General features: G+C 67.7%; 20 protein-coding genes and 1 tRNA gene. 13 read left to right on the top strand and 8 right to left on the bottom strand.

Annotated features, from left to right (window positions below; genetic code table 11):
- The first annotated feature begins 50 nt into the window (after positions 1-50).
- Entirely contained in the window at positions 51-371 is a 321-nt protein-coding gene (locus QMZ25_RS12215; RefSeq protein ID WP_053519142.1) for an NAD(P) transhydrogenase subunit alpha, read from the top strand.
- Positions 368-1828, top strand: coding sequence for an NAD(P)(+) transhydrogenase (Re/Si-specific) subunit beta (locus tag QMZ25_RS12210; RefSeq protein WP_283219698.1), 1461 nt, complete (start codon positions 368-370; stop codon positions 1826-1828). The genes QMZ25_RS12215 and QMZ25_RS12210 overlap by 4 nt, the downstream gene beginning before the upstream one ends.
- 93 nt (positions 1829-1921) lie before the next feature.
- Here the strand turns inward: QMZ25_RS12210 and QMZ25_RS12205 are convergent, their stop codons facing one another.
- Positions 1922-2341 carry a hypothetical protein gene (locus QMZ25_RS12205; protein ID WP_053519146.1) on the bottom strand — a complete coding sequence of 140 codons (420 nt, stop codon included), beginning with the start codon at positions 2339-2341 and terminating at the stop codon, positions 1922-1924.
- A gap of 122 nt (positions 2342-2463) precedes the next feature.
- Here QMZ25_RS12205 and sufT point away from each other — a divergent pair, with 122 nt between their 5' ends.
- From sufT to QMZ25_RS12190, 3 genes are all read left to right on the top strand, one after another.
- Positions 2464-3015, top strand: a complete 552-nt coding sequence (gene sufT / locus QMZ25_RS12200) for a putative Fe-S cluster assembly protein SufT (RefSeq protein WP_004144911.1) — start codon at positions 2464-2466, stop codon at positions 3013-3015.
- Positions 3016-3074: 59 nt separating this feature from the next.
- On the top strand, positions 3075-4169 hold the full coding sequence (locus tag QMZ25_RS12195; RefSeq protein ID WP_053519148.1) for a branched-chain amino acid aminotransferase: 1095 nt from the start codon (positions 3075-3077) through the stop codon (positions 4167-4169).
- Between the two features lie 410 nt (positions 4170-4579).
- A complete protein-coding gene (locus tag QMZ25_RS12190; RefSeq protein ID WP_053519150.1) occupies positions 4580-6322 on the top strand; it encodes a S8 family peptidase in 1743 nt (580 codons plus the stop codon).
- Positions 6323-6442: 120 nt separating this feature from the next.
- On the opposite strand, the gene QMZ25_RS12185 is transcribed toward QMZ25_RS12190, so the two are convergent.
- The 3 genes from QMZ25_RS12185 to wrbA all read right to left on the bottom strand — a co-directional run bounded on the left by QMZ25_RS12185 (position 6443) and on the right by wrbA (position 7933).
- A complete protein-coding gene (locus QMZ25_RS12185) occupies positions 6443-6928 on the bottom strand; it encodes an asparaginase domain-containing protein (protein WP_053519164.1) in 486 nt (161 codons plus the stop codon).
- Positions 6929-7007: 79 nt separating this feature from the next.
- Positions 7008-7343 (bottom strand): DUF2069 domain-containing protein, encoded by a 336-nt coding sequence (locus tag QMZ25_RS12180; protein ID WP_065175995.1) that lies wholly within the window; start codon positions 7341-7343, stop codon positions 7008-7010.
- Positions 7340-7933 (bottom strand): NAD(P)H:quinone oxidoreductase, encoded by a 594-nt coding sequence (wrbA, locus tag QMZ25_RS12175; protein ID WP_053519154.1) that lies wholly within the window; start codon positions 7931-7933, stop codon positions 7340-7342. Before wrbA ends, QMZ25_RS12180 begins: the two co-directional genes overlap by 4 nt.
- 77 nt (positions 7934-8010) lie before the next feature.
- Between wrbA and QMZ25_RS12170 the strand changes: the two genes are divergently transcribed.
- A complete protein-coding gene (locus tag QMZ25_RS12170) occupies positions 8011-9285 on the top strand; it encodes a YihY family inner membrane protein (protein WP_283219697.1) in 1275 nt (424 codons plus the stop codon).
- Positions 9282-9857 (top strand): TlpA disulfide reductase family protein, encoded by a 576-nt coding sequence (locus QMZ25_RS12165; RefSeq protein WP_065182859.1) that lies wholly within the window; start codon positions 9282-9284, stop codon positions 9855-9857. Before QMZ25_RS12170 ends, QMZ25_RS12165 begins: the two co-directional genes overlap by 4 nt.
- A gap of 529 nt (positions 9858-10386) precedes the next feature.
- On the opposite strand, the gene ppk2 is transcribed toward QMZ25_RS12165, so the two are convergent.
- The 4 genes from ppk2 to hemA are packed head-to-tail and all read right to left on the bottom strand — an operon-like array spanning position 10387 to position 15271.
- A complete protein-coding gene (ppk2, locus tag QMZ25_RS12160; RefSeq protein ID WP_053520281.1) occupies positions 10387-11169 on the bottom strand; it encodes a polyphosphate kinase 2 in 783 nt (260 codons plus the stop codon).
- 46 nt (positions 11170-11215) lie between these two features.
- Positions 11216-12922, bottom strand: a complete 1707-nt coding sequence (locus tag QMZ25_RS12155; RefSeq protein ID WP_283219696.1) for a tetratricopeptide repeat protein — start codon at positions 12920-12922, stop codon at positions 11216-11218.
- 5 nt (positions 12923-12927) lie between these two features.
- Positions 12928-14010, bottom strand: a complete 1083-nt coding sequence (prfA, locus tag QMZ25_RS12150; protein ID WP_053520283.1) for a peptide chain release factor 1 — start codon at positions 14008-14010, stop codon at positions 12928-12930.
- Positions 13988-15271, bottom strand: coding sequence for a glutamyl-tRNA reductase (hemA, locus tag QMZ25_RS12145; RefSeq protein WP_053520284.1), 1284 nt, complete (start codon positions 15269-15271; stop codon positions 13988-13990). Before hemA ends, prfA begins: the two co-directional genes overlap by 23 nt.
- A 63-nt stretch (positions 15272-15334) precedes the next feature.
- Here hemA and QMZ25_RS12140 point away from each other — a divergent pair, with 63 nt between their 5' ends.
- The 6 genes from QMZ25_RS12140 (at position 15335) to QMZ25_RS12115 (ending at position 20457) form a co-directional block, all read left to right on the top strand.
- Positions 15335-17020: a tetratricopeptide repeat protein gene (locus QMZ25_RS12140; RefSeq protein WP_283219695.1), complete on the top strand. Its 1686-nt coding sequence runs from the start codon at positions 15335-15337 to the stop codon at positions 17018-17020.
- Positions 17017-17676 (top strand): lipoprotein insertase outer membrane protein LolB, encoded by a 660-nt coding sequence (lolB, locus tag QMZ25_RS12135; RefSeq protein ID WP_065182863.1) that lies wholly within the window; start codon positions 17017-17019, stop codon positions 17674-17676. The genes QMZ25_RS12140 and lolB overlap by 4 nt, the downstream gene beginning before the upstream one ends.
- The gene (ispE, locus tag QMZ25_RS12130; RefSeq protein WP_053520287.1) at positions 17673-18542 is read left to right on the top strand and encodes a 4-(cytidine 5'-diphospho)-2-C-methyl-D-erythritol kinase; all 870 of its coding nucleotides are present in this window, start codon (positions 17673-17675) and stop codon (positions 18540-18542) included. The genes lolB and ispE overlap by 4 nt, the downstream gene beginning before the upstream one ends.
- Before the next feature lie 10 nt (positions 18543-18552).
- Positions 18553-18629 (top strand) — tRNA-Gln (locus QMZ25_RS12125).
- A 138-nt stretch (positions 18630-18767) separates the two neighbouring features.
- Positions 18768-19727, top strand: coding sequence for a ribose-phosphate diphosphokinase (locus tag QMZ25_RS12120; RefSeq protein ID WP_053520289.1), 960 nt, complete (start codon positions 18768-18770; stop codon positions 19725-19727).
- Between the two features lie 109 nt (positions 19728-19836).
- Complete coding sequence (locus QMZ25_RS12115; RefSeq protein ID WP_053520288.1) at positions 19837-20457, top strand: 50S ribosomal protein L25/general stress protein Ctc; 621 nt, start codon at positions 19837-19839, stop codon at positions 20455-20457.
- Positions 20458-20493 lie beyond the last annotated feature (36 nt).

Genomic DNA, 20493 nt, shown 5'->3' with positions numbered 1-20493 from the left:
TCAGCCCATGGTTATGATGGGCCGACGAAGACAGAGCGGGAGCGTTGCCGATGAGTGACGGGTTCGTGGCGCTGTACATCTTCATGCTGGCCGCCATCGCCGGCCACGTGATCATTTCGCGGGTGCCGGTGATCCTGCACACCCCGCTGATGTCGGGTTCCAATTTCATCCACGGCATCGTGCTGATCGGCGCGATGGTAGTGCTCGGCCACGCACAGACGCCGCTGGAAAAGGCCTTGGGCTTCATCGCCGTGGTGCTCGGTGCCGGTAACGCCGCCGGCGGCTACGTGGTCACCGCGCGCATGCTGGAGATGTTCAGGCCGAGCGCGCCGCGGGCAGGCAAGGACGAACCGAAGGAGCCGCAGGCTTGAACATCAGCACCGTCGAACTGCTCGATTGGCTGGTCAAGGCCAGCTACCTGGTGGCCGCCACGCTCTTCCTGCTCGGCCTGCAGCGGATGGCCTCGCCGCTGACCGCGCGCAGCGGCATCCGCTGGGCCGGGCTGGGCATGCTGCTGGCCACCGCGGCCACCTTCTTCCTGCCCGAGCTGCACAACGTGCCGCTTATCCTGGTCGCGCTGCTGCTGGGTGCCGGCCTGGCCTGGTGGTCGGCCGGCAAGGTCGCGGTCACCGACATGCCGCAGATGGTGGCGCTGTACAACGGCATGGGCGGTGGTTCGGCGGCGGCGATCGGTGCGGTTGAACTGCTGCGCTACGCCTTCCTGGCCCATCGCGATACCACCCATTGGAGCGAACAGGCGCTGGCCGACCTTGCCGCACGCCAGCCTTCCACCACCGTGCTGCTGCTGGCGGTGGTCGGCGCCGCGATCGGCGCGGTGTCGCTGTCCGGCTCCGTGATCGCCTGGGCCAAGCTGGATGGCCGCCTCGACAAGCGGGTCACCTGGCCAGGGCAGCAGGCGTTGAACCTGGTGGTGGCGCTGGCGGTGGTGGTGCTGGCCATCGTCGCGGCCAGCACGCTCAGCACCTGGGCGATCATCGCCTTCTTCGTGCTGGCACTGGCGCTGGGCGTGCTGATGACGCTGCCGATCGGTGGCGCCGACATGCCGGTGGTGATCTCGCTGTACAACGCATTCACCGGCCTGGCGGTGTCCTTCGAGGGCTACGTGCTGGGCAACGAGGCCTTGATCATCGCCGGCATGATGGTCGGCGCGGCGGGCATCCTGCTGACCCGCCTGATGGCCAAGGCGATGAACCGGCCGATCCGCAACGTGCTGTTCTCCAATTTCGGTGGCGGTGCAGGCGGAGAGGCACAGGCGATCACCGGCGCGCAGAAGCCGATCGAGGCGGCCGATGTGGCGGCAATGATGGCCTTCGCCGAGCGCGTGGTGATCGTGCCCGGTTACGGCATGGCCGTGGCCCAGGCCCAGCACAAGATCTGGGAACTGGCACAGCGGTTGGGGCAGCGCGGGGTCAAGGTGAAGTTCGCCATCCATCCGGTCGCCGGGCGCATGCCCGGGCACATGAACGTGCTGCTGGCCGAGGCCGGTGTGCCGTACGACCTGATCGCCGACATGGACGACATCAATCCCGAGTTCACCAGCACCGATGTGGTGCTGGTGATCGGCGCCAACGACGTGGTCAATCCGGTCGCACGTACCGATCCGGCCAGTCCGATCTACGGCATGCCGGTGCTGGACGTGATCAACGCACGCAACGTGGTGGTGATCAAGCGCGGTCGCGGGACCGGCTTTGCCGGGATCGAGAATGCGCTGTTCTACGCCGACAACACGCGCATGCTGTACGGGGACGGCGCTGAGGCGGCGGCGTCGCTGGTCAGCGAGCTGAAGGCGCTCGACGGCGGTCATTGAGCCGTACCGGCAGCGCCGGGCATGGCCCGGCGCCTGCTGCGAGGGCCGCTGCGCTCGCCGGGCATGGCCCGGCGCTACCCGAATCAGGTGCGATCAGCGCGCCAGCCAGGCGCCGACGGCCACGCCGATCGCCAGCCACAGCCATTCCATCGCGCCATTGGCCAGGTTGATCAGCGTCCAGGCCAGATGCGGGCCCATGCGCAGCGAGGCATCCCAGGGGTTGAGCCCCATCGAGCCGCCCATCCAGGCGCTGGCGATGGCCCAGTTCGCCACCGCCGCCACCAGCAGCGTGCCGGCCACCACGAGGGCCACGCGAAGACGGCCGGGACCGAGTGTGCCCAGACGCAGCATGAACACCAGTTCCAGAGCAGTCAGCACCGCCATCCAGCCGACCTGGCGGCCGGTCATCAGGGCCAGCAGCATCCAGGCGAGGGGAGCAACAACCAGGCCCAGCAGCAGCATGAAGGGCCAGAGCCAGGTCACGGTCCTGGCACGCGCGGCATTGGAGGACATCGAAGCTTCCTGAAAGTCACCCACAGGATACTGTGGTTTGCCGCGGTGCACCGGCGGGCGCGGGACGGCTGGGCTAGAATGCCGTCTTGCGTGGCCATGGCCACGGCCCCATATCGGTCCCCATGTATTCCCGTAGCAGCGAACCTGTCCACTTCGAACGCGATTGCGAGGCCGTGATGGTCCCGCAGGGCGACACCGTGACCCTGCCCGCCGGCAGCTATGGGTACATCACCCAGGCGTTGGGCGGCAGCTATTCGGTATTTGTCGAAGGCAACCTGTTCCGCATCGCCGGCAAGGATGGCGACGCCATCGGCAAGGAAGCACCCGCGCCGCTGGAGCTGCCGGCCGACGCCACCGACGAACAGGTGGAGCAACTGGTATGGCAGCAGCTTCGCACCTGCTTCGATCCGGAAATTCCGGTGAACATCGTCGAACTGGGCCTCGTCTACGAGGTCGAGATCAAGCATCTGGACGAGGGCCAGCGCGAGATCGACGTGAAGATGACCCTGACCGCGCCCGCGTGCGGCATGGGTGACATCCTGGTCGACGACGTGCGCAGCAAGCTGGAAATGATCCCGACGGTGGCCGAGGCCGACGTCGAGCTGGTGTTCGATCCGCCATGGAACCAGCACATGATGTCCGAGGCGGCCCGTCTCGAGACCGGCATGCTTTGACCCAGGGCCCGCAGTGACGCGGGCCCGGCACTACCCGCAACCAGAACAGGAATCCTCCGGTGTCCCAGTCCATCCCCAGCTTCGCCGTCACCCGTTCGGACCACCCGCGCAGCGCTGAAGAGCGCGCCACGATCCTGGAGAAGCCGGGTTTCGGCCTGCACTTCACCGACCACATGGTGGAAGTGCGGTGGGACAAGGACACCGGCTGGCACAACGCCAACGTGCGTGCCTATGGCCCGTTGCAGCTGGACCCGGCAGCGGCCGTGCTGCATTACGGCCAGGAGATCTTCGAGGGCATCAAGGCCTACCGCCACGCCGACGGCTCGATCTGGACCTTCCGTCCGGATGCCAACGGCCGTCGCCTGCAGCGCTCTGCACAGCGCCTGGCGCTGCCGGAACTGCCGGTGGAGATCTTCGTCGAGTCGCTGAAACAGCTGATCGCCGTGGACAGCGCCTGGGTGCCGTCGGCGGATGAGTCCAGCCTGTACTTCCGCCCGTTCATGATTGGCGACGAGGCCTTCCTCGGCGTGCGTGGCGCGCACAAGGCCGGCTATTACGTCATCGCCAGCCCGGCCGGTCCGTACTTCGCCAAGGGCGTGGCACCGGTGTCGATCTGGCTGTCTACCGAATATGCGCGTGCGGCCAAGGGCGGCACCGGCGCGGCCAAGTGCGGTGGCAATTACGCCGCCTCGCTGCTGCCGCAGCAGAAGGCCCAGGCGCAGGGCTGCTCGCAGGTGCTGTTCCTCGACCCGGTCGAGGGCAAGTACCTGGAGGAACTGGGCGGCATGAACGTCTTCCTGGTCTACAAGGACGGCACCCTGGTCACGCCGCAGCTGTCGGGCAGCATCCTGGAAGGCATCACCCGCGAGAGCATCCTGCAGCTGGCCCGCGACCGCGGCATGAAGGTCGAGGAGCGCAAGGTCAGCATCGACGAGTGGAAGGACGGCGTTGCATCCGGTGCGATCAGCGAGGTGTTCGCCTGCGGCACCGCTGCGGTGGTGACTCCGATCGGCCAGCTCAAGGGCGAAGGCTTCTCGGTGGGCGACCTCAACGCGCCGGCCGGCGAAGTGACCATGTCGCTGCGCAAGGAACTGACCGACATCCAGTACGGCCGCCTGCCGGACCGTCACAACTGGCTGGTCAGGCTGGGCTGATCCTCCCGCCAGGCTGTAGCGCCGGGCCCATGCCCGGCGGCGCTGTTCCCCGAAGGCCCGTCCCCGCGACGGGCTTTCGTCGTTTACAGGGAAGGCCGGCCGCCGATGTCGGCAAAGTCATCGGTGGACAGGACATCTGCCCAGTCAGGTTCGTGCGCGTGGCGCGAAAGTTCCTTCATCTTCACAAACCCTCGACCCGGAAAGTCTCAGATCGAACATTTCATGTTCCTGAAAAGACACTGAAAATATTGTGGTGTCCGGTTTAGGCCATTAGCGTCATCGGCACGGCGGATCGTAAGGGGGATCCGCTGGCTCGCCGGACTCCGGACCTCGCCAACGCAAGCCAGCCCATGGTTCGGGCCGGTGTTTCTGCCGATTCCGGCATTCACACCACTAGAAAGGGAAATACGATGTCCCAGGTAACGCAACCGCGTGTGCGTCGAGTGTGGGTGGTCCTTGGTGCTTCCGTTCTTTCATCGCTGCTGCTGGCCACGCCTGCGCTGGCCGGTGATGTCCAGCTCAGCGGGCTGCAGTCCGCGCCGACGCACCAGCGTTTCATCGTCAAGTATCGCGACGGCAGTGCGCCGGTGGCCAACACCACCGCCCTGGCATCGTCGCTGAAGACGGCGGCTGCGGGCCTTGCCAGCAGCCAGGGCCGCGCGCTGGGCCTGCAGCAGGTCCGCAAGCTGGCCGTCGGCCCGACCCTGGTCAGGACCGATCGTCCGCTGGACCAGGCCGAATCCGAACTGCTGATGCGCAAGCTCGCCGCCGACCCCAACGTCGAATACGTGGAAGTCGACCAGATCATGCGCGCGACGCTGACGCCGAACGACACCCGCTTCAGCGAACAGTGGGGGTTCGGTACGTCCAACGCCTCGATCAACGTGCGCCCGGCCTGGGACAAGGCCACCGGCACCGGCGTGGTCGTCGCGGTGATCGACACCGGCATCACCAACCACCCCGATCTGAACGCCAACATCCTGCCCGGCTATGACTTCATCAGCGACGCGGCAATGGCACGCGACGGCGGTGGCCGCGACAGCAATCCCAACGACGAGGGTGACTGGTACGCCGCCAACGAATGTGGCGCAGGCTACCCGGCCTCCAACTCCAGCTGGCACGGCACCCACGTTGCCGGCACCGTGGCAGCGGTGACCAACAACAGCACCGGCGTGGCGGGTACTGCCTTCAATGCCAAGGTCGTGCCGGTGCGCGTGCTCGGCAAGTGCGGTGGCTACACCTCCGACATCGCCGACGCCATCGTGTGGGCCTCCGGCGGCAGTGTCAGCGGCGTGCCGGCCAATGCCAATCCGGCCGAGGTCATCAACCTCTCGCTGGGCGGCGGCGGCAGCTGCTCGACCACCTACCAGAACGCGATCAACGGCGCCGTCGGCCGTGGCACCACGGTGGTGGTGGCCGCAGGCAACAGCAACACCAACGTGTCTTCATCGGTACCGGCCAACTGCCCGAACGTGATCGCGGTGGCGGCCACCACGTCGGCGGGCGCACGTGCCAGCTTCTCCAACTACGGCACGGGCATCGACATCTCCGCGCCGGGCCAGGGGATCCTGTCCACTCTCAACACCGGCACCACCACGCCGGGCAGCGCCAGCTATGCCTCGTACAACGGCACCTCGATGGCAGCACCGCACGTGGCCGGCGTGGTCGCGCTGATGCAGTCGGTCGCACCGAGCCCGCTGAGCCCGGCCCAGGTGGAAAGCATCATCAAGAGCACCGCTCGGCCGCTGCCGGGTGCCTGTTCGGGTGGCTGTGGCGCCGGCATCATCGACGCCGATGCTGCAGTGGCGGCAGCGATCAATGGCGGTGGCAACCCGAACCCGGGCGGCACCGTGCTGCAGAACAACGTACCGGTGAGCGGACTGGGTGCCGCATCGGGCGCTTCGCTGAACTACACCGTCAATGTCCCGTCCGGCAGCAGCCAGCTGCGGGTGACGATCAGCGGCGGCAGCGGTGATGCCGACCTGTACCTGCGGCAGGGCAGCGCGCCGACCGATACCGCCTACACGTGCCGTCCGTACCTGAGCGGCAACAGCGAAACCTGCACGGTCAACAGCCCCGCTGCCGGTACCTGGTACGTACGGGTGAAGGCCTACAGCACCTTCTCGGGCGTGACCCTCAACGCCCAGTACTGAGCCCAAGACCCTCTCCTAGGGCACGCCCTGGCTTCGGCCGGGGCGTTTTTGCATGGGGCCGCGCGGTGGTGCGTGCCGCCGCGTCGTGGTGGGTGCCGACCTTGGTCGGCACTCCGTTCCTCAAACCGATTCGAAGCGGTTTGCGGCAACGTTCTTGCGCACGTGCTGCGGGTCGAAAATCCGCCCGTTCATCGCGATGTAGACGCCGGCCGGCAGCGACTGTACCGCGCCGATCGCGCAGCCGATGTTGAACTCCGCGTCCGAACCGCGGAAACGTGCCGGACTGAGCGCGCCGGTCATCACGATGGTCTTGTCCGCGATCGTCGCCAGCACCTTGCCGGTCTGCACCATCGAATCGGTGCCATGGGTCACCAGCACATGCCGGGTCGGCTGCGCCGCGATGGTGGCCCGGATCAGCTCGCGGTCCTCATCGTTGATGTGCAGCGAGTCCTTGCGCAGGATCGGAATCACGTTGAAGCGGAACGTCACCCCCAGCTCGCGCAGGATCATGCCGATCTGCGGATCGCCGATCTGGTAGTCCGACTTGTCGTCGAAGTAGATCTTGTCGATCGTGCCACCGGTGGTGACGACCAGGAGCTCTTCCATCATGTGCATGCGCGAAACCAGGACAGGTGCAGCGGCGCGGGGCCGGGAACGCAGATGATACGGCCCGGGAGGCGCAGCGTCAGCGTCGCCTGCCGAAGCGCGCACGCAGGCCCGGCAGGCTGGCGGCGAAGATCACGGTCAGTGCCAGGGCAATCTCGAGCAAGGCCAGCCAGCGCGTTTCCGGGTGGCTCCAGGCGCTCATCACGCCATGGCTGAACCAGCCCAGCGCCAGCACGGAGGCCCAGAACCCTGCCTTGCGCCAGCCCAGGCGCAGGGCGATGGCCAGTGCAAGCGGTGGGGCGGTGAACACCAGCTGGGTGGCCAGCCAGTGCTTATCGTTGATGAACCAGCCTGCAAACAGCGCGGCCAGACCCATCAGGGCCAGCAGCAGAACCGTACGCGGCGCGGCGTTCATCGGGCCAGCCGCTGCGCGATATCGGCGACGCGACGGCCCAGCGCCCGCGCCAGCACCGCCTCATCATCGGTCGGCTGCGGGTCGTCGGCCGCTCCCGCCACATGGCTGGCGCCGTAGGGCGTGCCGCCGCTGGTGGTGTGGCTCAAACCCGGTTCGGTGAACGGAATGCCGACGATCAGGCAGCCGTGATGCAGCAACGGCACCTGCATGGTCAGCAGGGTCGATTCCTGCCCGCCGTGCATTGATGCGGTCGAGGTGAACACGCCGGCGGGCTTGCCCGCAAGCGTGCCATTAACCCATTCAGCACCGAGTCCATCGAGGAAGTGCTTGACCGGCGCGGCCATGTTGCCGAACCGCGTCGGACTGCCCAGCAGCAGCCCCTGGCAGTCGGCCAGATCCTGCACGCTCACGTAGGGGGCGCCATCGTCGGGCACCGGCGGCTGTGCGGTCTGGGTCACGGCCGCCACCGGCGGCACCGTGCGCAGCCGCGCCACCATTCCCGGCACCTCGCCGATTCCCCGCGCGATCTGGCGCGCCAGCCGTGCCACCGAGCCACCGCGGCTGTAGTAAAGCACCAGGATCTCGCCCATCGTGCCCAGGTCTCCTCATCGTGTGGACGCCAGTATGGCTATCCTGCTTGCATTCCGCATCGGGTACCCTTGCGCCGATGGAACCTCTGGATACGCTCAACCTATGGATGGAGCGCGCGCGCGATCGTGCGCGTGCCGCCAGCTTCGGCCGCTTCCTGTGGCACCGCTTTCTCGATGACCGCCTGTTCCAGGCGGCCGCCGCACTGGCCTACACCACGGTATTCGCCCTGGTTCCGCTGGCGATCGTGGTGTTCGGCGTGCTTTCGGCCTTCCCGGTCTTCGACCGCTGGAGCGACCAGCTCAGCGACTATGTCTTCTCCAACTTCGTGCCCAATGCCGCACGCGCCGCCGAAGGCTACCTGCGGCAGTTCTCGGCCAGCGCTGGCCAGCTCACCGCGGCCGGCTTCATCGCCCTGGTCGTCTCGCTGCTGATCACCCTCAACAGCGTGGAAGAGACGTTCAACAAGATCTGGCGGGTCGGATCGACCCGGCCCAAGCTGACCCGCTTCCTGGTCTACTGGACCGTGCTGACCCTGGGCGCGATGCTTGCCGCCGCCTCGCTGGCAGTGTCGGCACGGGTACTGGCAATGCCGCTGTTCGGGACCCAGGAGGGGCGCTGGCTGGCCGACCTGTCGCTGCGGCTGGCACCGGTGCTGATCGAATTCGTCTGCATCAGCCTGATGTTCCGGGTCGTGCCGCACCATACGGTGAAATGGCGGCACGCCGTCCCCGGCGCGATCCTGGCGGCGGTGATCCTGGAGCTGGTGAAGTGGGGCATCGGTGCCTATCTGGGCAGTTTCCAGTCCTACCAGAAGCTCTATGGCACGGTCGCGTTCGTGCCGATCCTGCTGCTGTGGATCTATCTGTGCTGGGTGGCGGTGCTGCTTGGCGCATCGCTGGCATCGTCGATGGCGGCGTTCCGCTACCAGCCGGTCGAGCTGCGCCTGCCGCAGGGCTATGAATTCTATGGGCTGCTGCGCCTGCTCGGCCGCTTCCACCAGGCGCGTGCCCGGGGCAGGGGGCTGGCCGATGACGAGATCCTGCGGCTGGAGCCGATGCTGACCGACTCGCTGCTGCAGGACCTGGCCTGCAAACTGGAGGCCATCGGCCTGCTGCGCCGCGACGAGTGGGGTGAATGGCTGCTCGCGCGCGACCTGGACCAGGTCAGCCTGGCCGATCTGTACGAATGCACCCAACTGCGCATCCCGGTGGCGGAGCAGCATCTGCCCTACCGCGAAGACAGCCTGGGCCAGGCCGCGCTGGCGGCGCTGGATGAACTGCGCCTGCCTCTGCGTGAGCGCCTCAAGCGTCGCGTGAGCGATATCTATCCCGATTCCGGAGACACCCCATGACCCGCACGACTCCGCTGCTGCTGGCAGTTCCATTGGCCGTGGCGCTTGCCCTGGCGGCCTGCAAGCCTGCGCAGGACGCGACGCCGGCCAGCAGCCAGCCACCGGCGCAGGCTCCCGCACCGGCGGCACCGCCTGCGGCCGAGGACACGCCGGCCGAGCGTGTCACGGCCGAGTTCCCCACGTTGAAGATGAAGGCCGTCGATGGCAGCGAGTACGACCTGGCGGCCCATCGGGGCAAGTGGGTGGTGGTGAATTTCTGGGCCACGTGGTGCGCACCATGCCGCAAGGAGATGCCGGAGTTGTCCGCGCTGCACGCCATGCGCAGCAACATCGAAGTGGTCGGCCTGGCCTATGAGGACATCGAGGTGCCGGAGATGCAGTCGTTCCTGACCAAGCATCCGGTGACCTATCCGATCGTGATCGTCGATCCGTTCGATCCGCCGGCGGACTTCGCTACGCCGCGGGGGCTGCCGCTGACGCATCTGATCGATCCGCAGGGGCGGTTGGCGCACAGCTTCCTCGGCCCGGTTACGGCGGCCGATATCGAGAAGCAGATCGCGGCTGCGAAGTAGTGGGTGTGCCGGCAGGGCCTGCGGCCCTGCACCCGCTGCGAACCAGAGCGACAGCAACAGCCGAAGCGGAAGCGGGTTCCCTGAGGGATGGCGGGGTGGGCCCGGTTGCGGGGGACGCCGTAAACCCATCCATGGGGGCTTGGCCGCGGCATCCATGCCGCGGACACCCCCGCAACCGGACCCACCCCGCCTTCGACAGTCTCCTGCGATCTGTCGGAACGGCTATTGGGTCAGATCCGTTTTCCTGCGGAAAACGGATCTGACCCCAATTTGGATTTCGATATCCGAGAGATTCCATCACGCATGGCGTGGACCTATCAGATGTCGGGAAACTGTCAGAGGTGGGGCGGTGTCGGAGTGCGGGGTGTCAGCCGCATGGATGCGGCTGCCAAGCCTACAGGGACGTACTTGCGGCGTCCCCGCACTCCGACACCGCCCCGCCACCCCGCGGTATGTCTGCCGTTGCCGTTGCCGTTGCTGCTGCCGTTGCTCGTAGCGGGTGCAGGGCCGCAGGCCCTGCAGACAACCCCTACTCCTCGACCGGGAAGTCCTCGATCGGCTTCAGCACATCGTAGTGCTCGCGATGCAGCTTGCCCTTCAGCTTCGGCAGCTCCGGCAGAGGCGCGTCCACGCGGGTGTCGGGCAACCGGTCAAGCAGGTTGCGTACCAGGGTCAGCCTGCCCAGCCGCTGATCGTTGAAGTCCACCAGGGTCCACGGCGCACCTTCGCGATGGGTGGCACGCAGCATGGCCTCCCGTGCTTCGGTATAGGCGCTGTACTTGCTGCGCGATTTCAGGTCGACCGGTGACAGCTTCCAGCCCTTGAGGGGATCGATATGGCGCTCGGCGAAGCGCTTCTCCTGCTGCTCCTGGTCCACGCACAGCCAGTACTTGAACAACAGGATGCCGTCATCCACCAGCAGCTGCTCGAACACCGGGGCCTGGCGCAGGAACTGCTGGTACTCGCTCTCGCTGCAGTAGCCCATGACCCGCTCGACACCTGCGCGGTTGTACCAGCTTCGATCCATCAGCACGATCTCACCCGCCGCCGGAAGGTGCCCGACGTAGCGCTGGAAGTACCACTGTGTCGCCTCGCGGTCGGTCGGCTTGGGCAGCGCCACCACCCGGCATTGGCGCGGATTGAGGTGCTGGCTGATGGCCTGGATCGCGCCGCCCTTGCCGGCGGTGTCGCGGCCTTCGAACAGCACCAGCAACCGCTGCCCGCTGTGCTGCACCCAGCGGGCCATCGCGGTCAGTTCCAGCTGCAACGGCAGCAGCAGTTCGTCGTAGTCCTTGCGTTTGAGCTTGCCCATCGTCATGCCGCGCGGAAAGGAGGGCCCAGCCTAGCGCAGCGGTTGCTCAGGCGCCGTCGACGCCCTGCCAGCCCTGCTCGTGCGCCAGCTGCTGCAGCAGTGCCGAAAGGTCGCGGGCGAAAGCGGCCATGTCGAACACGCCGCTACGCGCGCGAGCCTGTGCCAGTTCGGCGCGCAGTGCGGCCAGCGCTGCCGGATCGTTGCCGAGCGCACGGGCGGTGGCGATGAACGCCGCATCGTCGGCAACGTTCATCCGTGCCAGGCCCAGGTGATGGTTGAGGCTGCCGGCCACGCGCGCGGCGAAGGTCTCGCCCGGGCAGGTGAGTACCGGACAGCCCGCCCACAGTGCGTCGGAGGCCGTGGTGTGCGCGTTGTACGGGTGTGTATCCAGGAACAGATCGGCCAGTTGATAGCGGGCCAGATACTGCGGATGCGGCAGCTTGGGCATGAACACCAGCCGCGCCGGGTCCAGACCCGCTGCCTGCGCCGCTGCCCGCAGGCGCGCATCGGCCTGGCCGGGGCCGGACAACAGCCATAGAACGCTGCCAGGCACCGCCGCCAGGACGGCGAACGCCCGCCCCATGCTGCGCGGGTTGAGCTTGTAGCTGTTGTTGAAGCAGCAGAACACCACGCCGTGTCCGGGCAGGCCGCACGCGGCGCGATCCGGTGCCGGCTCGAGCGCGCGGGTGTTGTCCGAGGGCTGGAAAGCGCGCGGCAGGTACACCACGCGCTCGCTGTGGTGGGGCGCCAACGCCGCTGGCAGGACGAACGCATCGGCGATCACCGCATCCAGCCACGGTGCGCCGGATGTGCCGGGATAGGCCAGCCAGTTGAGTTGCAGCGGGGCAGGGCGCAGCGCCAGCACTTCCGGCGCGCCGCCACCGCCCCAGCCACGCAGGTCGAACAGCAGGTCGATGCCCTGTGCACGGATGGCGGCAGCGATGTCGGCATGGCGGCGCCCCGCCAGATCGTGCAGCCGGGTTGCCGCCTGCAGCCGCTGGCGGATGCGGCTGCCATCGTCCCGGTTCAGTGCGAACAGATGCAGCTGCAGTTCCGGATGGCGGCCCAGCTGCTCGAACAGGGCAACGGTCAACAACCCGGTCGGATGTGCGCCGAAGCCGTTGGAGAGGAAGCCGATCCGCAGGGCTCCCTGCGTCCGTACCTTCACAGCGGGCATCGGCCGCACCGATGCGGCCACCGCTGCGGCGCGCGTGCGGGCGCAGGCCAGCTGCTCGGCGGCGCTGGCGTCTTCGCTGAGGAAGGCAAAGGGCTCGATCGCGCCCTGCCCGGTCGCGACAGCGCCGCGCACCTGCGCGGCCAGGGCCTCCACGTCCTGCCAGTCGCACAGGCGGCGTTGCCATGCCAGTCGCTGGGCGGCGATATAGGGTTCGTCGGGCATCAGCCCATGTGCACGCCGGTACGCGGCCGCCGCGCCCTCGGGGTCGCCGGCATCTTCCAGGGCATGGCCCAGCCACAGCGCGATGCCGGGATGCTCCGGAGCGCGCGCTGAAGCCTGTCCCAGCAGCGTCGCAGCGTCGGCGTGCGCACCGGCCATCCATGCCACGCGACCCAGTCGGGCCAGTGCTTCGGGATGGTCCGGTCGCAGCTGCAGTGCACGCCGCGCGGCCTGCTCGCCTGCGCCGATGTCGCCGGCTTCCAGTTCCAGATCGGCCAGCATCACCCAGGCGACGAAGTCACCGGGCTGGCGCGCGATCGCCTGCTGCAGTTGTTGCCGCTGCTGCCAGGCCGACATCGGCGTCAGCCCGCCGACAGCTGGGCCAGGGCATCCACCTGGTGCTCGTGGCTGAGGCGCTGCAGCAGTGGGTCCAGATCGCCGGCGAGGATGTTGGGCAGGTCATACAGGGTCAGGCCTTCCACACGATGATCGGTGATCCGCCCCTGCGGGAAATTGTAGGTGCGGATGCGCTGGCTGCGATCGCCACTGCCGACCTGCAGGCGACGCGATTCGGCCTGCGCGGCGTCCTGGCGCTGGCGCTCGGCGTCGAGCAGCTGCGCCTTCAGGCGTTTCATCGCCTTGTCGCGGTTCGCGTGCTGGCTGCGTTCGGTCTGGCATTCCACCACCACGCCGGTAGGCACGTGGGTGATGCGGATCGCCGACTCGGTCTTGTTGACGTGCTGGCCACCGGCACCGGATGAGCGGAAGGTGTCGACCTTCAGGTCGGCGGGGTTGATGACGATGTCATCGACTTCGTCCGCTTCCGGAATGATCGCCACGGTGGCCGCCGAGGTGTGGATGCGGCCCTGCGATTCGGTGGCGGGCACGCGCTGCACGCGATGCGTGCCGGATTCGAATTTCAGCCGCGAGAAGGCGCCACGGCCGACCACGCGCGCCACCACTTCCTTGTAGCCGCCGTGCTCGCCGGGGTTGTCGGACTCGATCTCGACTTTCCAGCCCTGGCGCTCGGCATAGCGCGCGTACATGCGGAACAGGTCGCCGGCGAAGATCGCTGCTTCGTCGCCACCGGTACCGGCGCGGACTTCCAGGAACAGATTGCCCTCGTCACGTGGGTCGCGGGGCACCAGCAGCAAGGCCAGCTCCTGCTCCAGTTCCTGCAGGCGCGCCTGGGCCGAGGCGATTTCCTCATCGGCCAGCTCGCGCAGGTCCGGATCGGCGCGCATGCCCTCGGCGGCGGCCAGGTCGGCCTTGGCGCGCGCCTCGTCGGCCAGTGCGGTGGCGACCGGTTCAAGTTGGGCGAATTCGCGCGAAAGGTCGCGGAAACGGGTGTTGTCGGCGACCACGTCGGGTTCGGCGAGCAGGCGTTCCAGTTCTTCGCGGCGCTCGGCCAGCGCTTCCAGCTTACGGCGCAGGGTCGGCGTCATCGGTTCTCACGGGTGGGTGGCGGTAACCCGGCGTGGCCGGGAACAGGCGCTCGGCGGCGCGGGTCAGGTCGGCATCGCCGCTCAGCGCGGCCGCGCGCAAGGCAGCGGTCGGGGGGTGCAGGAGCCGGTTGGTCAGGCCGTGGGCCAGCAGTTCCATGACCTCTTCGGCCGGCTTGCCGTTGGCCAGCTGCTGACGGGCACGTTCGAGCAGCTCGGCGCGGGTGGCGTCGCCGAAGGCACGCAGTTGCCGCAGCGGCGCGTGGTGGGCGCCGGCCTGCAGGGTCTCGACGAAGCGCGATACCTGCAGGTCGATGATCGCTTCGGCTTCGGCGGCCGCCTCGCGACGGCCGCGTCGATTGTCTTCCACCGCGCGTTCCAGATCGTCCACGGTGTACAGGAAGGCATCGTTGAGCGTGCCGACCTCAGCCTCGATGTCGCGTGGCACGGCCAGATCGAACAGCAGCATCGGCTTGTGCCGGCGTGCACGCAGTGCATTGGCCACGGTCTCGCGGTGAATCACCGGTTCGCGTGCGGCGGTGGCCGAGAACACGATGTCGGCCTCGGCCAGATGGCGTTCAAGCTCGGTCAGCGGCAGGGCCACGCCGCCATGACGGCTGGCCAGTTCCTGTGCATGGGCGAGCGTGCGGTTGGCGATCAGCAGCCGCCGCACCTTGCCTTCGCTGAGGTGGCGGGCGGCCAGCTCGATGGTTTCCCCCGCACCGACCAGCAGCACGGTGGAATCATCCAGGCGGGCAAAGGCATTCTGCGCCAGGCGCACCGCAGCCGAGGCGACCGACACCGGGTTGGCGCCGACCTGGGTATCGGTGCGCGCACGCTTGGCCACGGAGAACGTCTGCTGGAACAGCCGGTCCAGGCGCTGGCCAAGCAGACCGTGGTCGCGCGCGGTTGACCAGGCATCCTTCACCTGGCCCAGGATCTGCGGTTCACCCAGCACCATCGAGTCCAGGCCCGTCGCGACCCGGAACAGGTGGCGCACGGCATCGGCGTCAGCATGCTGGTACAGATAGCCCTGCAGGTCGCCGGCCTGGCTGCGCAGCCACTGGTCCAGCGCCTGTGCCGAATCGGCCACCGCGTACAGTTCCGTGCGGTTGCAGGTGGACAGCAGCACCGCCTCGGCGATCTGCGGGGTGTCGCGCAGCGAACCGAGCGCGCGCGGCAAGGCATCGCCGGCGAAGGCCGCGCGCTCGCGCAGTTCCACCGGCGCGGTCTGGTGATTCAGTCCGAGCACCCACAGGGTCATTGTTCAGTTGCTTGCGATAAGCTGCTGGCCATTGGACGACATTTTAAGGCCCCGATGCCGACGATGCCCGCATTGATTCGCATCCCCAGTGTTCTGCTGCTGTCCCTGGCGTGCAGCCAGGCCCTGTCGGCGGCGCCCGCCAAGCCCCCGGCGCGGGGCGCCGCCACCGAGGAACTGGCACTGGAGCCGGTGATGGCCGGCGAGTTCGCCCTGCAGGCCGGCAAGCTGGCCGAGGCGGCGCGCTGGTACCTGCAGGCCGCCCAGCGCAGCGACGGCGATGCCGGCCTGGCCGAGCGCGCGACCCGTATTTCCATGCTGGCCAACGACGATTCCAGCGCCGCCCAGGGCCTGGCCCTGTGGCAGCAGCGCGCGCCACGGTCGCTGGCCATGCGCAGCGCGGCCGGTGCGCTGGCGATGCGCCAGGGCGACGTGAAGGCGGCCCGCAGCGAGCTGCAGAGCCTGCTGCAGGACAGCGATGACCGCGGCTGGAAGTTTGCCCTGGCCGCGCTGGTCGGCGGTGGACGCGATCCGGCCGTGCCGGCGCAGGTGCTGGGCGAGCTGGTCGATGCCAACGCCATCCCGCCGAAGATCGAGGCCTGGCAGGAATTCGGTCGCCTGGCGCTGCGGATGGAAAAGCCGGAGCTGGCACGGCGCATGATCGATGAGGTGGTCAAGCGCTTCCCGGAAGAGCCGCGCGTGGCGTTGCTGCGCGCCAGCCAGCTGCAGCAGGCGGGGCAGACCGATCGCGCGCTGGCGCTGCTGCGCGAGGTCGAACCGAAGACCCGCCAGGATCCGGAACTGCGCAACGCGGTGGCCATTGCCTACGACAGCCTGAACCAGCCGGCCGCCGCCGAGCGGGTGCTGGCGGTAGGGCCGCAGGACGTGCAGACCTGGGGAATGCGGGCGTCGCTGCTGGCCAAGCAGGGAGACAAGGCGGCCCTTTCCAACCTGTACAGCGAGCTGTCGCGGCAGGCCGCCAAACCGGACCCGGCGCAGCGCCTGCTGCTGGGCAAGATCGCGGAGTATCTGAAGCGTTATCCGGAAGCGGTGCAGTGGTATCACAGCGTGCCGGGCGGCGATGAACTGAGCGAGGCCCGCCTGCGGGCGGCGAGCGCACAGGCGCTTGCCGGGCGCCAGAGCCTGGCGCTGGACGAGGTACACGCGATCCAGTCCGATGCCGGCGTGGACGACGAGGTGCGCCGCGACGCCTATCTGCTGGAAGCGGAGCTGCGGCAGCGCGCCAGCGACGATGCAGGTGAACTGGATGCGCTGGCCCGCGGTCTGGCCGCTTACCCGGACGAGAATGCACTGCTGTACGCGCGTGCGTTGGCCTGGGAACGCCGTGATGATATTGCCCGTGCCGAGGCCGACCTGCGCAAGATCCTGATCACCGAGCCGGAGAACGTGCCGGCGCTGAATGCGCTGGGCTACACCCTGGCCGATCGCACCGGTCGCTACCAGGAGGCGCTGGAACTGATCGACCGTGCCCGCGTGGCCGAGCCGGACAATGCCGCCATCGTCGACAGCTATGGCTGGGTGCTGTATCGCCTGGGCCGCAACGAAGAGGCGCTGGTGCAGCTGCGTCGTGCGTGGACCCTGGCCAAGGATCCGGAGATCGCCGCACATGTCGGCGAAGTGCTGTGGGTGCTCGGCCGGCATGACGAGGCCCGCCACTTCTTCGAGGAAGCGGCCAGGCTCGACCCCGACAACCGCGCGCTGCAGCGTGCCCGCGAGAAATTCAATCCATGAGTGTTTCCCTTTTCCGGCCGCTGCTGTTGGCAGTGGCGACCGTCGCCATGACTGCCTGTACGTCGCTGGGCACCCAGAAGACACCGGCGCCGGCCGTGGTCGAGACCGTGTCGGCGGAAGCGGCACAGGCCGAAGCCGCGCGGGTGGCGGCGCTGCAGGCGCAGCCGGAGTGGTCCTTCCAGGGCCGGGTAGCGGTCAGCAAGGGCAAGGACGGTGGCAGTGGACGCATCGACTGGCAGCAGGCCGGGCGGCGCTACGTGATCGAGCTCAGTGCACCCGTGACCCGGCAGAGCTGGAAGCTGACCGGCGACAGCCAGCATGGAGGCGGTCGCCTGGAGGGACTGGCCGGCGGCCCGCGTGAAGGCGAGGACGCGCAGCAGCTGCTGCTGGAGGCCACGGGCTGGGAAATCCCGGTCAACTCCCTGCCCGAGTGGGTGCGTGGGCTGGCGGTTGCCGATCCGGCCGGCGCGGGCAAGGTCGAGCGTGATGGCGAAGGCCGCCCGCGCCGCATGCAGCAGATGGGCTGGCAGATCCAGTACCTGGACTGGTACCCCGCCGAGGCCGGGCGCCCGTCCCTGCCGCGCCGGATCGAAGCCAGCAGCGGAGACGCCAAGGTCCGCCTGCTGGTGGACCAGTGGGGGCAGGGCGCGCCATGAGCGCGGGTGCGGAGGATGCGGGCTGGTCCTGGTGGCCGGCCCCGGCCAAGCTGAACCTGTTCCTTCATATCACCGGCCGCCGCGCCGACGGCTATCACGAGCTGCAGACCGTGTTCCGCCTGCTGGATTGGGGGGACCGCATCGGCCTGCGCCTGCGTGAAGACGGCCAGGTACGTCGGCAGGGTGAGGGATTGCCGGGTGTGGACGAGGCCGACGATTTGGCCGTACGTGCCGCTCGCATGCTGAAAGAGGTCGCCAACATCGACCAAGGTGTCGACATCATCGTCGAAAAGCATATTTCGGCCGGTGGTGGGTTCGGCGGTGGGTCATCCGACGCTGCCACCGTGCTGGTGGCGCTGAACCGGCTCTGGAACGCCGCTCTGGACGAGGACGCGTTGGCCGCGTTGGGCCTGCGCCTGGGCGCGGATGTGCCGGTGTTCGTGCGTGGCCGTAACGCCTGGGCCGAAGGTGTGGGAGAGCGGCTGCAGCCGATCACCCTGGCACCGGCCTGGTATGTGGTGGTCGAGCCCGGCGTTCATGTTCCGACCCCGGTCCTGTTCGCAGCCCCGGATTTGACGCGCGACAGCCCAGTGGCGAAAATAGACGACTTCGCTTCCGGGGCCTTGGTCGGGAACGCGTTCGAACCGGTGCTGCGCCGCCGCGAGCCTGCCGTCGAGGCAGCACTTGCCGCGTTGAGCGACATCGGTACCGCGCGACTGACCGGTTCTGGAAGTGGTTGTTTCGTCGAATTCGCATCGCAGACTGCCGCACAGCAGGGGCGGGCGAAGTTGCCGAAGGAGTTGCGGGCCAGGGTGGCTGCGGGCGTTGCGCGTTCGCCGCTGCTGGATGCACTCGAGCAACACTGATTTCAAATGCAGGGGCGTCGCCAAGAGGCCCAAGGCACCAGGTTTTGATCCTGGCATTCGTAGGTTCGAATCCTACCGCCCCTGCCAATGCGGCTGTGTCCGCGCCTTCAGCGCATCATCCGCGCGGGACGTGGAAACAACCGCGGTGTTGTCAGCAGCAAGGGTCCGGCGTGGTCCTTGCCGCCACCGGATCCCCGCCACTCGTCCCCGCCCGAGACAATCATGATGCAAGAGTCCCCGAACCTGCTGGTCTTTTCCGGCAACGCCAACAAACGTCTGGCGCAGAACATCTGCAAGGAACTGGGGGTTCGCCCGGGCAAGGCGCTGGTCTCGCATTTCTCCGATGGAGAAGTGCAGGTGGAGATCGAAGAGAACGTCCGCAAGCAGGACGTGTTCGTGATCCAGCCGACCTGCGCGCCGAGTGCGGAAAACCTGATGGAACTGCTGGTGCTGATCGACGCGCTCAAGCGCGCATCGGTGAACAGCGTGACCGCCGTGGTGCCGTACTTCGGTTACTCGCGCCAGGATCGCCGCATGCGTTCCTCGCGTGTGCCGATCACCGCCAAGCTGGCGGCGAAGATGTTCAGCACCGCTGGCGCTGATCGCGTGCTGACGGTCGACCTGCACGCCGACCAGATCCAGGGCTTCTTTGATATTCCGGTCGACAACGTTTATGCCTCCCCGCTGCTGCTGGCCGACATCTGGCGCGCCTACGGCACGGAAAACCTGATCGTGGTGTCGCCGGACGTGGGCGGTGTGGTCCGCGCCCGTGCCGTGGCCAAGCGCCTGGATGATGCCGACCTGGCGATCATCGACAAGCGCCGTCCGCGTGCCAACGTCTCCACCGTGATGAACATCATCGGTGACGTCGAAGGCAAGACCTGCGTGATGGTCGATGACATCGTCGACACCGCCGGCACCCTGTGCGCCGCCGCCGCTGCCCTGAAGGCGCGCGGTGCGCTCAAGGTCGCCGCCTACTGCACCCACGCGGTGCTGTCGGGCCCGGCGGTGGACAACATCACCAATTCCCAGCTCGACGAGCTGGTGGTGACCGATACCATCCCGCTGAAGGACGCAGCGCGGGTGTGCAGCAAGATCCGCCAGCTGAGCGTGGCGGAGATGCTGGCCGAAACGATGCGCCGCATTGCCTTCGGCGAGTCGGTCAGCTCGCTGTACGTGGACTGAGTTTTTCGTCCCTGCCGGCAACGGCAAGGACTTCCCCGGATGCTTCTGGTCGCGGAAGCATCTTCAATCGCCAAGCCGCAGGGCAAGGCAACAACCTGAGTAGTCGAAAATGTCGAAGACCCATGAAATCAAGGTCACCAAGCGTGAACTGCAGCGTAAGGGTGCGAGCCGCCGCCTGCGTCACGCCGGTGTGATCCCGGCCATCGTGTACGGCGGCAACGCCGAGCCGGTCGCCATCAGCCTGGACCACAACGAAATCTGGCTGGCCCAGCAGAACGAGTGGTTCTATGCCTCGATCCTGGACCTGAACCTGGACGGCCAGGTGCAGAAGGTCCTGCTGCGTGACATGCAGCGCCATCCGTACAAGCAGCTGATCATGCACCTGGACTTCCAGCGCGTGAACGAGAACGAAGCCCTGACCGCTTCGGTCCCGCTGCACTTCATCAACGAAGACACCTCGCCGGCCGGCAAGGCTGCCGACGTCGTGGTCACCCACGAACTGAAGGAAGTGACCATCAGCTGCCTGCCGAAGGACCTGCCGGAGTCGATCGAAGTCGACCTGGCCGACCTGGCTGCTGGCGACGTGGTGTACCTGTCCAACATCAAGCTGCCGAAGGGCGTGGAAATCCCGGCCCTGGCGCTGGGCAAGGACCACGACGACGCGATCGTCACCGCCAAGCACGGCAAGGAAGACGCTGCCGACGCTGAAGAAGCACCGGCCGCCGAGTAATGCCCCCGCGGCGCCTGCTCCGGCAGGCGCCGCCCC

The sequence above is a fragment of the Stenotrophomonas sp. RS-48 genome (assembly GCF_030053245.1).
Taxonomy (GTDB): domain Bacteria; phylum Pseudomonadota; class Gammaproteobacteria; order Xanthomonadales; family Xanthomonadaceae; genus Stenotrophomonas; species Stenotrophomonas maltophilia_P.
Note: the sequence above shows the minus strand (reverse complement) of the source record. Positions and strands in the feature narration are given on the sequence as shown.